This window comes from Geodermatophilus poikilotrophus, from assembly GCF_900111455.1.
In the GTDB taxonomy this organism is placed as follows: Bacteria; Actinomycetota; Actinomycetes; order Mycobacteriales; family Geodermatophilaceae; genus Geodermatophilus; species Geodermatophilus poikilotrophus.
On sequence record NZ_FOIE01000003.1, the window covers coordinates 170,713 to 184,162 of the forward strand.

Here is a 13,450-nt window from a genome sequence, read left to right on the forward strand (position 1 = left end):
GGTGCGGTCGGTCAGGTGCGCACCGGCAGGCCGAGGGCCTGCGCCCACAGCCGGGTGAGCGCGGCGACCAGGCGCTCCTGCTCGAACTCGCCGTCGAGCACCAGCCAGTAGTGCACCAGCCCGTTGACCATCGCGACGAGCGCGTGCGCGCTGTACTCGGCGTCGAGGTCGGCGGCGACCAGGCCGTCGCGCTGCAGCTGCTCGATGCTGTGCCGCACCCGGCCGACGTTGCGCTCCCGGGCGGCCTGGCGCAGCGCCCGCACCTCCGGGTCGAAGGTGGTGACCTGCTCGAACAGCGCCATCAGCGCGGTGTTCTGCCGGTACATGGCGACGAACCGGCGGTTGGCCCGGTCGATGCGGTGCACCGCGACCTCCTCCGGTGAGCCGTCCGGCGGGCCCGGCTCGTGGCGGGTCCCCATCGAGGCGTAGAGGTCGTCCATCGTCTCGGCCACGAGCGCCCGGAAGACGGCGGTCTTGGAGCCGAAGTACGTGTAGAAGCTGCCGTGCGCGACACCGGCCGCCGCCGAGATGTCGGTGACCCGGGCCTCGAGGAAGCCGTCCCGCTCGAACACCTCGCGGGCCGCGGCCAGCAGCCGGGCCCGCATCCGGCGGCCGCGCTCGGTCGTCGGCAGGGCGGCCGGGGCGGTGCCGGCCGGGCCGCTCACCGCCTCCGGTGGTGGGGGCACGGGCACCTCCGGCCCTCGTCGTTGACATTGACGTCGGTGTCAACTTAGCTGCTGTCCAGCTCCGCTGTCGTCCCCCCGAGGAGGCGTGCCGCCCGATGACCGTGCCGACGCCGGACCCGCAGGACGACGGTCTGCAGGCGCTGCTGCGACCGCGCGGGATCGCGCTGCTCGGCATCTCGGGCCGGTCGGAGAACCTGATGTCCCGGCCGCTGCGCTACCTGGTCGAGCACGGGTACGAGGGCGGCCTCTACCCGGTCAACCCGAACTACGAGGAGCTGGTCGGCCGGCGCTGCTACCCGACGCTGGCCGACGTCCCGGGCCCGGTCGACCTGGTGCTCGTGCTGGTCGCCGCCGACCGGGTGGAGGACGCGATCCGGCAGGCCGCCGCGGTCGGCGCGCGGGCGGCGGTCGTCTACGCCTCCGGCTTCGCCGAGGTGGGTCCTGCGGGCGTGGCGCTGCAGCAGCGGCTGGCCGCGGTGGCCCGGGAGACCGGCGTCCGCGTCGTCGGACCCAACTGCCAGGGCTTCCTGTACGCGCCCACCGGCGTGGTGGCCACCTTCACCGCCGCCGCCGACCGGCCGCTGACCTCCGGCAGCGGGGTGGCCTACGTCGGGCAGAGCGGCGCCGTGGGCGGCTCGGTGCTCGACCTGGCCACCGACATGGGACTGGGCCTGGCGGCGTGGTTCAGCACCGGCAACCAGGCCGACCTGGACCTGACCGAGGTCTCGCTGCACCTGCTGGCCGACCCGACGGTGCGGGTGCTGATGCTCTACGTGGAGGCCACCGGGAACGGCGCGGCCTACGCCGAGCTGGCCCGCCGCGCGCAGCTGGCCGGCACGTCGCTGGTCGTGCTGCGTTCGGGCCGGTCCAGCGCCGGGCGCCGGGCGGTGGCCAGCCACACCGGCTCGATGCTCGGCGACGACGTCGCCTTCGTGCTCACCTCCCGGCGGTACGGCGTGGTGCTGGTCGACGACATCGACGAGCTGCTCGCGGTCGCGGCGGTGCTCGCCGCGGGGAAGCCGGCCGAGGGGCCGCGGGTCGCCGTCGTCACGACCTCCGGCGGGGCCGGCAGCCTGGCCGCCGACCAGTGCGAGGACGTCGGCCTGCAGCTGCCCGAGCTGTCGGCGGCGACGCAGGCGCGGCTGCGCCCGCTGATCCCGCCCTTCGGTGCGCTGGCGAACCCGGTCGACGTCACCGCGCAGCTGTTCAACCGGGGGGCGCACGCCTTCGGGGACGTCTGCCGGATCATCGCCGAGGACGACGCCGTGGACGTCGTCGCCGTCCTGGTGACCATGGTCGTCGGCGACGCCGGCGCCCGGCTGGCCGAGGACCTCGTCGCCACCGCGGCCAAGCTGCGCTGCCCGCTGCTGGTCGGCTGGATCGCCGGGCAGGAGCTGACCGCCGAGGGCCGCCGGGTGTTCCGCGAGGCCGGCGTCCCGGTGTTCGGCTCGGTGGGCGACCTCGCCCGCGTCGCCGCGCGGCTGGCCCCGCCGCGGCACCGGGGCACCCCGCCGCCGCTGCCGCCGGTGCCCGACGTCCCGGCCGCCGAGGTGCGCGCGCTGCTCGAGGGGCCGGTGGTGGACGGCCCGGCGCTGCTGCGGTCGATCGGCATCGCGCAGCCGGCGTCCACGCTGGTGACCGGCCCGGAGGCCGCGCAGGAGGCGGTCGCCGCGCTGCCCGGCCCGGGTGTGCTCAAGCTCGCCGCCGCGGACCTGGCGCACAAGAGCGAGGTCGGCGGGGTGCGGGTCGGCGTGGGCCCCGACGAGGCGGCGGGCGTCTTCACCGAGCTGCTCGACGCCGCGCGCCGGCACCACGTCCCCGGCGTCGAGGGCGTGCACGTGCAGGAGCTCGTCCCGCCGGGCACCGAGCTGATCCTCGCGGTCACCGCCGGGCGCGACGGCTTCCCGCCCGTGGTGACCGTCGGCCTCGGCGGGGTGACCACCGAGCTCTACCGCGACCTCGCCTCGGCGCTGGCCCCGGTCTCGCCGGAGGAGGCGTGGGCGATGCTGCGCAGCCTGCGGGCCTGGCCGCTGCTGGCCGGCTTCCGCGGCGCCGAGCCCGCCGACGTGCCGGCCGCGGTCGACGCCGTCGTCCGGCTGTCGCAGGCGGCGGTGGCCGCGGGCGACCGGCTGGCCGAGTTCGAGGTGAACCCGCTCATCGTCGCGCCGCGCGGCCGGGGGGCGACCGCCGTCGACGTCCTGGTGCGCACCACCGGCTCGCGGGAGCCGGTGGGCGAGTAGGCAGGCCCTGCCACCAGACTCCGAGGCTCCCCAGACCACCCCCAGCAGAGAGGCAGGACACCCAGCGTGGGACAGATCCAGTTGGAGCGGCAGGGCGGCGTGGCCGTGTTCACGGTCGACTCGCCCGAGGTCAGGAACGGGCTCACCCCGGAGATGGGGCTGCAGCTGTCGGAGCTGTGCGACGAGGTGGACGCCGACCCGGCGATCGGCGCGGCGGTCGTCCGGGGCGCGGGCGGCACCTTCTGCTCCGGCGCGGACCGCCGGCGCTGGACGCCGGGCAGCGACCAGGCCGAGGACAAGACGTACAAGGAGCTCGGCGCGGTCTACACCGCCTTCCGCCGGGTGGGCACGCTGCAGGTGCCGACCATCGCCGCGGTGCGCGGCGCCGCGGTCGGCGCGGGGATCAACCTGGCTCTCTCCACCGACCTGCGCATCGTCTCCGAGAGCGCCCGGCTGCTCGCCGGGTTCCTGCGCATCGGCCTGCACCCGGGCGGAGGCTACTTCACGATCAGCAGCCGGACGGCGGGCCGCGAGGCCACCGCCGCGATGGGCCTGTTCAGCGAGGAGATCGACGGCGTGCGCGCCGCCGAGATCGGCCTGGCCTGGAAGGCGGTGCCCGACGACCAGGTCGAGGACCTCGCCCTGGAGCTCGCCGGCCGCGCCGCCAAGGACCCGGAGCTGGCCCGCGAGGCGGTCCGCTCCTTCCGCACCGAGGCCGGCCCGCCCGGGATCGGCTGGGAGGCCGCGCTGCACTTCGAGCGGGCCACCCAGATGTGGTCGCAGCGGCGGCGCGAGACCGCCTGACCCCGAACCCCCGCCGGGCCGGCGACGGAGCCGGCCCGGCGGGACCCACCCGAGGAGGGATGCCGTGCAGTTCGCGCCGACCGTGCTCGCCCCGGCCGAGGAGGCACTGCGCGCCGAGGTGCGCGAGTTCCTCGCCGCCGAGCTCCCCGCCGGGCACCGGCCGGCGCTCGGGTTCGCCGGCCGGCACGACCCGGAGTTCTCCCGCACGCTGGCCAAGCGCGGCTGGGTCGGCATGGCGATCCCACCGGAGTACGGCGGCCACGGCCGCAGCGCCGTCGACCGCTTCCTCGTCGCCGAGGAGCTGCTCGCCGCCGGCGCCCCCATCGGCGCGCACTTCGTCGCCGACCGGCAGACCGCGCCGGCGCTGCTGCACTTCGGCACCGAGGAGCAGCGGCAGCGCTTCCTGCCGGGCATCGCCGCGGGCGAGGTCTACTTCTCCCTCGGCATGAGCGAGCCGGACTCCGGCTCCGACCTCGCCTCGGTGCGCACGAGGGCCACCCGGGTCGAGGGCGGCTGGACGGTCACCGGCACCAAGGTGTGGACCAGCGAGGCCCACCGCAACCACTTCTTCGCCGTGCTCTGCCGGACCTCCCCGGTCGAGGAGGGCCGCAAGCACGCGGGCCTGTCCCAGCTGCTCGTCGACCTCGCGGCGCCGGGCGTGCGCATCTCGCCGATCCCGTACCTCGACGGCAGCCACCACTTCAACGAGGTGGCGCTGGAGGACGTGTTCGTGCCCGACGACATGGTGCTCGGCGAGCTCGGCTCCGGCTGGCAGCAGGTGACCAGCGAGCTGGCCTACGAGCGCAGCGGCCCCGACCGCTGGCTGTCGACCTTCCCGGTGCTGCGGGAGTGGCTGCGCGAGCGCGGGGCCGACGTCTCCGGTGAGGAGGCCGTCGTCCTCGGCCGGCTGGCGGCCCGGTTCCGGGCGATCCGGCAGCTGTCGCTGTCGGTCGCCCGCGCACTCGACGCCGGGGCGGCGCCCGCGGTCGAGGCGGCGCTGGTCAAGGAGGTCGGCACCCGCTTCGAGCAGGACCTCGTCGAGGCGCTGCGCGACGCCGCGGAGACCGAGCTCGACCAGGGCTCGGGCTCGCTGTTCTCGGCGCTGCTCGCCGAGGCGGTGCTGACCTCGCCGTCGTACACGCTGCGCGGCGGCACCACCGAGATCCTCCGCTCCGTCGCCGCGAAGGGACTGTCCGCATGAGCGACGACCGCGCGGTGCTGACCGAGGTCGCCACCGGCCTGTTCCGCGACCTGTGCACCCCCGAGGACGTCGTCGCCGCGGAGGCGACCGGCTGGAGCGAGCGGCTCTGGACGGCGCTCACCGAGTCCGGGTTCCCGCTGGTGTCGGTGCCCGAGGAGGCCGGCGGATCCGGCGGGGACGTCGCCGACGCCTGCGCGCTGCTCACCGTCGCCGGCCGCTCCGCCGCGCCGGTGCCGTTGGCCGAGACCGGACTGCTCGCCGGCTGGGCGCTGGCCGCGGCCGGGCTGCAGCTGCCGGAGGGCCCGCTGTCGGTGGCCGTCGGCGCGCCCGGGGACGCCGTCGAGCTCAGCGGCCGCCGGTTCTCCGCGCGGCTGTCCCGGGTGCCGTGGGGCGGGCGCAGCGACCGGGTGGTCGCCTTCGCGGCGAGCGGCGGGCAGCGGTTCGTCGTCTCCGCGCCTCCCGCCGCCGCGACCGTCACGCCCGGCCGCAACCTCGCCGCCGAGCCGCGCGACACCCTGGTGTGGGACGACGTCGAGCTGCCCGACGACGCGGTGGCACCGGCCCCGCCCGGGGTGGACGCCGCGGCGCTGCGGCTGCGCGGCGCGCTGGCCCGCGCAGCGCTGATCGCCGGGGCGCTGGCGCGGGTGGCCGAGCTGACCGTCCGCTACACCGGCGAGCGGCAGCAGTTCGGCCGCCCGGTCGCCCGGTTCCAGGCGGTGCAGGCGCACCTGGTCACCATCGCCGAGGAGGCGCAGCTGGCCGGGCTCGCCGTCCAGGTGGCCGCGCTGAACGCCCGCCCCGACCCGTCGTTCCTCGACGTCGCGGCGGCGAAGACGGCGGCCGGCGAGGCGGCGACGGTCGCGGCGCGCGCGTCCCACCAGGCGCACGGCGCGATCGGCATGACCAAGGAGTACGAGCTCGGCCAGCTCTCCCGCCGGCTGTGGTCCTGGCGCGACGAGTTCGGCAGCGAGCGCCACTGGAGCCGCGAGCTGGGCCGGCAGCTGGCCGCCGAGGGCGCCGACGCGCTGTGGCCGCGGATCTCCACCGGGCTGGTGGAGGCGTGAGCACCGACTGGGACGTCGTCGTCGTGGGCGCCGGGATCGCCGGGCTGACCGCCGCGCGGGTCGCCGCCGAGCACGGCCTGCGGGTGGTCGCCTACGACCGGCTGACCCCCGGCGGCCAGCTGGTCAACCTCACCGCGCTGCACGAGCACCCGGGCGGCACCGGGCCGGAGCTGGTGGCGGCGCTCACCGCCGCGGCCGAGGGGGCCGGGGTCCGTCTGGCGTACGCGGAGGTCACCCGCGTGCACCCGGGCTCGCCGGTGCGGCTGGAGACCTCGGGCGGCGAGGTCACCGCCGGCGCGGTCGTCGTCGCGACCGGGCTCGGTCCCGGTCGGCTGGGGCTGCCGGGGGAGGAGGCGCTCGCCAGGCGCGGCGTCTCCACCTGCGCCGGCTGCGACGGCCCGCTGTTCCGCGGCCGCGCGGTCGCGGTCGTCGGCGACGACGAGTGGACGGCGGAGGAGGCGCTCGAGCTGGCCGGCTGGGCGTCCGCGGTGACGGTGCTGGTGCCGGGGCAGCCGCGGTGGTCGCCGGACCGGGCGGCGCGGCTGGCGGCCGCCGAGCGGGTCGAGGTGGTCCCGGATGCGACGGTCACCGCGCTGCGCGGCGAGGGCGTGCTGTCCGGCGTCGTCGTCCGCACCGCCGACGGGGAGCGCGCGCTGGCCGTCGCCGGGCTGTTCCCCTTCGTGGGCCGCCGCGGGCCCGAGGGCCTGGTCGAGGGGCTGGCCGCCGACGCGCAGGGCCGACTGGTGCCGTCGGGCGGGGTGCTCGTGGCCGGTGACGCCCGGGCCGGTGCGGAGCAGTCGCTGACCGCCGCCGAGGCCGACGGGCGCGCCGCCGGGGAAGCCGCCCTCGGGGCGCTGGCGGCGTCCTCCGGGTCGCTGCGGATCGTGGACCCGACCCACGGCGTGCTGCCGGAGGTCGACGCCGCGCCGGTGGGCGCCGGGAGCACGGCGACGTGGACCGACGTCGCGCTGTTCACCAACTCCAAGCCGAACGCGACCGAGCTGCTGCGCGGACTCGGCGAGCGGCTGCAGGCGCACTGGGGGCTGCCCGAGCTGGGCTTCGCGGCCAAGGAGAACGCCTCGGTCGCGGCCGAGAAGGACACCATCGACTGGCTGTCGCAGCGCTTCAAGATGGTGCTCGTTGCGGTCGGCGACTAGGGCTCGTGCTCGTCGTGGAGTCTCCACGACTCGGTGGAACTGGAGCGGCGCGGCGTCGTCGCACCGCTGGTGGTGACCGAGACGTTCCTGCCGCTGGTGCAGGCGCAGGCCCGGGCGCGGCGGGTGGAGCCCCGCCTGGTCGTCGTCCCGCACCCGGTCGGCGGGCTGAACGAGGCCGAGCTGGCCGGCCGGATCGAGGGCGCGGCGGCGGAGCTGCTGCGGATGGCCGACGAGGCGAGGGGAGGGGCGTGAGCGCCGGACTGCTCGACCTGCCCGGGGTCACGGAGGAGAGCTGGCAGGAGGAGGCCCACCGCCGCGGTTGGGGCGACGGGCTGCCGCTGGTCGCGCCGACCCCGGCCCGGGTGGCGGCGGCGCTGGCCGCGCTCGACGGCATCGACCTGGAGCTCGGTCCGCTGCCGCCGTCCGGGCTGGTGCCGACCCGGGAGAGCTTCGCGGCGAACGCGGTGATGGCCGGCTGCCGGCCGGTGGACCTGCCGGTGGTGCTCGCGGCCGTCCGCGCGCTGCAGGCCCCGGAGTACAACCTGCACGGCGTGCTGGCGACGACCCACCCCTGCGCGCCGATGGTCGTCGTCAACGGCCCGGTGCGCGGGACGCTCGGCATCAACTCCGGCAGCAACTGCCTGGGCCAGGGCACCCGGGCCAACGCCGTCATCGGCCGGGCGGTGCAGCTGGTCACCACGCACGTCGGCGGCGCGCGCCCGGGCGTGATGGACCGGGCGACGCAGGGCAGCCCGGCCAAGTACTCGTTCTGCTTCGGCGAGAACGAGGAGGACAGCCCGTTCCCGCCGTTCTCGGTGCGCCGGGGCTTCGCGCCGGGGGAGTCGGTGGTGACGGTCGCGGCGACCGAGGGGCCGCACAACGTCAACGACCACGGCGGGACGACGGCCGAGGACCTGCTGCTCACCATCGCCGGGACCATGGCCCAGCCGGGGTCGAACAACGTGTACGTCAAGGGCCCGCACTTCCTGGTGCTCGGCCCGGAGCACGCGGCCACCTTCGCCCGCGACGGGTGGACGGCCGACGCGGTGCGGGACGCGCTGTGGGAGCGGGCGCGGATCCCGGTGGCGGAGGTGTCGGAGGCCAATCAGCGGCAGTTCGAGGACTGGGGCGTGGTGCCCGACAACGACGCCTACCCGGTGAGCACCGGCCCGGAGATGCTGCACGTGCTGGTGGCCGGGGGAGCGGGCAAGCACTCGGCGTGGATCCCGTCGTTCGGTGCGACGGCGGCGGTGTCGCGACCGGTCCCCGGTGCCTGAGCTGCCGCTGTTCCCCCCGGACGCCGATCCGGCGGCGGTGGCCGCCGACCTGCTGGCCGCGGGGCACGGCGACGGGCTGCCGGTGGTGCCGCCGACCGCGGCCCGGCTCGACGCGGTGGTGGCCGGGGCCGCCGACCCGGACGCCGCCCTGGGGCAGGTGCCACCGCTGTTCGGCGAGCTGACCGTGCGGGCCGTGGCCTGGTACGCGGTGCTGGCCGGGTGCCCGGCGCCCGCGCTCCCGGTGGTGGTAGCCGCGTGCCGGGCGGCGCTGGAGCCGGGGTTCAACCTGCTCGGCCTCGCGACCACGACCGGGGCGCCGGCGGTGGGCGTGCTGGTGCACGGGCCGGTCGCCCGCCGGGTCGGGATGACCTCGGGCGCGGGCGGGCTGGGCACCGGGAACGCGGGGAACGCCGGCGTCGGGCGGGCGGTCTCCCTCGCCCTCGCCGGGATCGGCGGGGCACGCGCCGGACTGACCGACATGGCGACGATCGGCTCGCCGGCGAAGTACACCTGCTGCACGGCGGAGGCGCCCCGTCCGCTGCCCTCGCTGGCCCAGCGGCGCGGGCTCGGGGTGGACGTCGACGCGGTGACCGTGGTTGGGGTCGGCGGGCTGGTCGAGGTGCTGCCGGGTGAGGGGTACCGCGAGCCGCCGTCCGTGCTGGGTCCGGCTGCGGCGGCGATGGCGGGCGCGGCCATGGCCGCCGGGGACCCGGGCCGCTTCCGGGACGGCGAGCAGTTCCTGCTGCTGCCGCCGGAGCTCGCCGCGCTGGTGGGGGAGCAGGGCTGGGGCGCCGACCGGATGGCCGGGTTCCTCTTCGAGCAGGGCAGCGCGCTGCTGCGGGCGTCGGCGTCCGCGCTGGCGTTCCGCGCGGGACTGCCGGTCTACGCCGCCGGGGACCTGCGCGTGGCGGCCTCGGCGGACGACGTCCGGGTCGTGGTCACCGGCGGGGCGGGCGGGAAGATGGCGCTGCTGCCGACCTGGGCGGGGGGCTCGCGGTCGGTGACCGCCGCCGTCCGCCCGCTCTGACGCGCGGCCGGCGACCCGGACGAGAGCTGGGTCCCGGTGTCCTCCTCCCCGCGGGCTCGTGCTCTGCCCACCACCGTGGGCAGAGCACGAGCGCCGGTGCCGCGGGTCCGGCTACCCGGGGGTGCAGGGGGACGACATCGAGGGCGGGGTGTCCAGCGCGGGGTTGCGGTCGAAGAAGCCGACCGGCACCAGCCGGAAGCCGGCCACCTCGACCGGCATGACCGGCCAGTCCTCCGGGCGCGGGAAGTGGGTCGCCCCGAAGGTGTGCCACAGCACGACGTCCTCGTCCTCCAGCGACCGGTTCCCGGACACGAACGCCGGCAGCCCACCCGCGTCGGCCAGGTCGCCGGCGGCGTACCGCTGCGCGGGGTCGTACCGGGTCACCCACAGGTGCCTGGTCGCGAACGCCGCCCGGCGGTGGGTGGACGACGACTCGTCGGCCAGCAGCACCGGCCTGCCCTCGGGCACGAGCGCGTAGGCCACCGGCTGGCCCAGCCGGTTGGTCACCGACGGGTTCACCACGTGCCACACCCGGTCGACCAGCGGGTCGGCCATGCGCTGGGCCGTCCACTCCCGCGTGAGCGCCGTGCGCCGACGGCGGAAGGCCCTGCCGTCCGGGTCGGTCCGGCTGACCGGTTCCCGCACCGCGTCCACCTCGTGGACCGTGTTCGTCCGCCCGTCGACCGCCATGTCCAGCCGGGCGCAGAACAGGTGCTGGTGGAACGGCGCCCCCGGCCCGTGCCCGGCCTCCGTCGCGCAGGGGTACTCGGCGCCGCGGTGGGTGGACGCGAAGGGCAGGCCGGTCGCCCGCACCTCGAGCTGGACGACCCCGTCGAGGTGCAGGTACCAGGAGAAGCCGTAGTCGTAGCTCCCGACGGTGGTCGAGGTCCTGACCACCAGCCGCCGCTGCCGCCGGGTCCGGGACGTGGCGCTGGAGAAGTCGGTGTGCCTCCAGAGGATCCCGGCGTCCTCCTCGTGCAGGGAGACGGCGCGCGGGACGACCTGCGGCCGGCCGTCGTCGTCGGCCAGTGGCACGTCGAGGAACCGCATCTCGCCCAGGCAGTCGCAACCCGGGTCGGGGGAGGTGCCGAACCGGCCGAAGAGGTACTCGCCGGCGTCGGCGTAGTCCTGCCAGGAGCGCACGGGGAAGGGGTCGGCGTGCGGCACCACCATCTCGGCGATGGACGCCCGGTGGATGACCGACCGGCCGTCGTGGGTGACCTGGTGCAGCGACAGCCCCTCGCGGCTGTCGAAGCCGATGCGGAACTCCCAGCCGGCCCAGCGCACGACGTCGTCCTCGACGGCGCAGGCGGGTCCCCCCGGCGAGGTGCTCCCGGTGCGCCGGGGGTCCCTGGCCGGGGGGACGGCGGGCGGCGGCGCGTTCTCCTGCCCGCGCTCGGCCGGCACCGGCAGGTCGAGCGCGTCGTGCACCGCGATGGCCCGCCGCCGGGTGAGGTCGAGGTAGGCGACGAGGCCATCGACCGGTCGGGCCCGCGAGACGTCCTGCGGACCGGTCCGCTGGAAGCCGAGCACGCGGATCGTCCGGCGTCCGTACTGCTCGGAGCAGCCGTACATCCCGGCGGTGAGCGGAACGGCGCGGACGCTCCCGACGTCGAGCCCGCGTCGCGCCAGCGCGGCCCGCCAGCGCTCGTCCCCGGCCAGCAGCTCCCCGGCCTCCGCGAACTCCTCGGGCAGGAGCGGGACCCGGCCCTCGGGAGCCACGTCGACCCCGGTGTCGCGGACGACGGTCCGGCGGGTCAGCGACACCGACAGGTCGCGGGCCCGGCAGGTGACCCGGTCCAGCAGCAGCACCCGCACGCGGCGGTCGACGTCCGTGCCCGGGGTCCAGCCGAGGACCTCGGCCTTGTCCGGCTCCTCCAGGCCGACGTAGACGAAGCGGGTCGTGCCGGTGAGGATCCCGGCGACCAGTTCCCGGACCGCGTCGATCTCCTCGGCCGTCAGCCGCGACAGCGGGTGGCGGACGGCGGTGGCGGGGGCTGCGGTGGCGGTCATGCCGGGCTCCTCACCACGGGGATCCCACTCTGGCCCACGATGCGGCCGGTGCTCTACGGACTTCCGACCCGACGGGGTCTCACGGCAGGACCTGGCCTCCTGCAGGGCCCCGCCGCGAGCCTGCGAGCGGTGGGGGGCAGGGGGTCCTCTCTCAGGCAGTGCCCTCCGCGGCGATCAGGTCGGCGACCGCCTGCGGGCGGGTCGAGCAGTCGTCGTCAGAGGCCGGCTGGTCACCGGCCAGGCCGGTGACCCCGGCGTCCTCGACCGGCTGGAACCCGAGACGCTCGATGTGCCGGGGCACCCGGTTCTGGGCGTTGACCACGTGCGAGCGGGACAGCCAGCCCTGGCCGTCGGCGACGTCGAAGTCCAGGCCGCCGCCGGGTGCCCGCTGCACGTGGCCGGGGGAGGGCAGCAGCCCGACCAGCTGCACCGCCTGGTCGACCGGGAGGTCCTGCGGCGGGCGGTCGAAGTAGTACCAGCTGGCCGCGCAGACTCCGTAGAGCGAGGGCCCGAACTGGGCGTAGTTGACGTAGAGCTCGAGCATCCGGCGGTCGTCGACGGCCAGCGCGAGCTCCGCGGACAACCCGGCCTCCACGGCCTTGCGCCAGGAGCTCATCTCCTGGTTCAGGAAGAGGTTCTTGGCGACCTGCTGCGGGATGGTCGAGCCCGAGGGGTCCTCGTCGCCGGCGAGGTGCGCCTGCGCGCGGGCCCACATCTCGTCCCAGGTGAAGGCACCGGATCGATAGGGCAGCTTCGCGTCCTCGTGCGCGATGACGGCGGCGAGGAAGTTGCGCGACACGTGCTCGACCGGCACCGACTGCTGGAGGGCGCCGTTCGGGTTGGCCGCCATGAACGCCGTCGTCGGCGGGTCGACCCAGCGCAGCGAGAGCATCACCAGCGCCTGGACGACGAAGCCGACGACGAGCACCTTCCCGACCCGCCCGGCGAGCTGCCGGCGCCGGCGGGGCCGGTCCGGCCGGTCGTACCCGTCCCGCCGTCCGCCCTGGGGACGCCGCTCGTCGCGGTCCTCCCGGTCGCGGCGCCGCCGCCGGCGCCCGGGCTGCTCCTCCGGCGCGGGACCGTAGCCGTCGACGCCGTACCGGTCGGCCGCGTCGTCCCACGGCGAGCGGAGGGGCGGCACCGGCCGGGACGGGACCGCGTCGTCGTACCCGGACCAGCCGTTGTCGGGCCGGTCGGCGGTCGTGGTGCCGCGGTTCCGCCGGCGGCGGACGCCGGGCCAGCGATCCGGTGAGCCGTGGGGCATGGCGCGGTGCTCTCCCTGGTGGACGCGAACCGTCATGGTACGGCGGCGGAGGGTGAGACCCGGAGAGTCGTCCGGTGAGTTCCGTGCCACCGGCCGGTCTGCCCTCGTATGGAGACGGTGCAGCTCGACCTCGGTCCGCAGACGACGGAGCTGGCCCGGGTGGTGGCCGGCATCCGCGACGACCAGCTCGGCGACCCGACCCCGTGCGCCGGCACCCCGGTGGCGGGGCTGCTTGCGCACGTGGCGGGCCTGACGACGGCGTTCCGGATGGCCGCGGAGAAGACGCCGGTGTCCGGCGGGCCGTCGGCGTCGGCCGACGACCTGCCGCCCGACTGGCGCACCGCGATCCCGGAACGGCTCGACGCACTGGTGGAGGCGTGGCGGCGGCCCGCGGCATGGGAGGGGATCGCGGAGGCCGGCGGCGTGACGATGCCCGCGCCCGTCGCGGCGGCCGTGGCGCTCGACGAGGTGCTGGTGCACGGCTGGGACCTCGCCGTCGCCACCGGGCAGGACTACGCGGCCGATCCGGCGTCGGTGGCGGCGTGCACGGGGTTCGCCGCCCAGGCCGCCGCCGAGGGGCCCACGCCCGGGCTGTTCGGCCCGCCGGTGCCCGTGCCCGACGACGCCCCGCCGCTGCACCGGCTGCTGGGCCTCACCGGCCGCGATCCCGCGTGGCGCCCACCGACGAGTTGATCACGGGCTCGTCGCCGCCCGAGG

At 76.6% G+C, this 13,450-nt stretch carries 10 protein-coding genes and 1 pseudogene; 8 read left to right on the forward strand and 3 right to left on the reverse strand.

Annotation, left to right across the window (positions count from 1 at the left end):
* Positions 1 to 11: 11 nt before the first annotated feature.
* Positions 12 to 686, reverse strand: coding sequence for a TetR/AcrR family transcriptional regulator (locus BMW27_RS08305; RefSeq protein ID WP_091443063.1), 675 nt, complete (start codon positions 684 to 686; stop codon positions 12 to 14).
* A gap of 95 nt (positions 687 to 781) precedes the next feature.
* Here BMW27_RS08305 and BMW27_RS08310 point away from each other — a divergent pair, with 95 nt between their 5' ends.
* The 7 genes and pseudogenes from BMW27_RS08310 (at position 782) to BMW27_RS08345 (ending at position 9,456) form a co-directional block, all read left to right on the forward strand.
* Positions 782 to 2,926 (forward strand): acetate--CoA ligase family protein, encoded by a 2,145-nt coding sequence (locus tag BMW27_RS08310; RefSeq protein WP_091442217.1) that lies wholly within the window; start codon positions 782 to 784, stop codon positions 2,924 to 2,926.
* Between the two features lie 66 nt (positions 2,927 to 2,992).
* Positions 2,993 to 3,730: an enoyl-CoA hydratase/isomerase family protein gene (locus tag BMW27_RS08315; protein WP_091442220.1), complete on the forward strand. Its 738-nt coding sequence runs from the start codon at positions 2,993 to 2,995 to the stop codon at positions 3,728 to 3,730.
* 64 nt (positions 3,731 to 3,794) lie between these two features.
* Positions 3,795 to 4,931, forward strand: a complete 1,137-nt coding sequence (locus BMW27_RS08320; RefSeq protein ID WP_091442223.1) for an acyl-CoA dehydrogenase family protein — start codon at positions 3,795 to 3,797, stop codon at positions 4,929 to 4,931.
* Complete coding sequence (locus BMW27_RS08325) at positions 4,928 to 5,995, forward strand: acyl-CoA dehydrogenase family protein (RefSeq protein ID WP_091442225.1); 1,068 nt, start codon at positions 4,928 to 4,930, stop codon at positions 5,993 to 5,995. Before BMW27_RS08320 ends, BMW27_RS08325 begins: the two co-directional genes overlap by 4 nt.
* A 23-nt stretch (positions 5,996 to 6,018) precedes the next feature.
* A pseudogene (locus BMW27_RS08330) lies at positions 6,019 to 7,404 on the forward strand (UGSC family (seleno)protein).
* Positions 7,401 to 8,429, forward strand: coding sequence for a hypothetical protein (locus BMW27_RS08340; RefSeq protein WP_091442236.1), 1,029 nt, complete (start codon positions 7,401 to 7,403; stop codon positions 8,427 to 8,429). Before BMW27_RS08330 ends, BMW27_RS08340 begins: the two are co-directional and overlap by 4 nt.
* Entirely contained in the window at positions 8,422 to 9,456 is a 1,035-nt protein-coding gene (locus BMW27_RS08345) for a hypothetical protein (protein ID WP_091443065.1), read from the forward strand. Before BMW27_RS08340 ends, BMW27_RS08345 begins: the two co-directional genes overlap by 8 nt.
* 111 nt (positions 9,457 to 9,567) lie before the next feature.
* On the opposite strand, the gene BMW27_RS08350 is transcribed toward BMW27_RS08345, so the two are convergent.
* Positions 9,568 to 11,469 carry a primary-amine oxidase gene (locus tag BMW27_RS08350; RefSeq protein WP_091442238.1) on the reverse strand — a complete coding sequence of 634 codons (1,902 nt, stop codon included), beginning with the start codon at positions 11,467 to 11,469 and terminating at the stop codon, positions 9,568 to 9,570.
* Positions 11,470 to 11,620: 151 nt separating this feature from the next.
* Positions 11,621 to 12,769, reverse strand: a complete 1,149-nt coding sequence (locus BMW27_RS08355; protein WP_245743382.1) for a transglycosylase domain-containing protein — start codon at positions 12,767 to 12,769, stop codon at positions 11,621 to 11,623.
* 72 nt (positions 12,770 to 12,841) lie between these two features.
* Between BMW27_RS08355 and BMW27_RS08360 the strand changes: the two genes are divergently transcribed.
* Positions 12,842 to 13,426, forward strand: a complete 585-nt coding sequence (locus BMW27_RS08360; RefSeq protein WP_091442244.1) for a TIGR03086 family metal-binding protein — start codon at positions 12,842 to 12,844, stop codon at positions 13,424 to 13,426.
* Positions 13,427 to 13,450 lie beyond the last annotated feature (24 nt).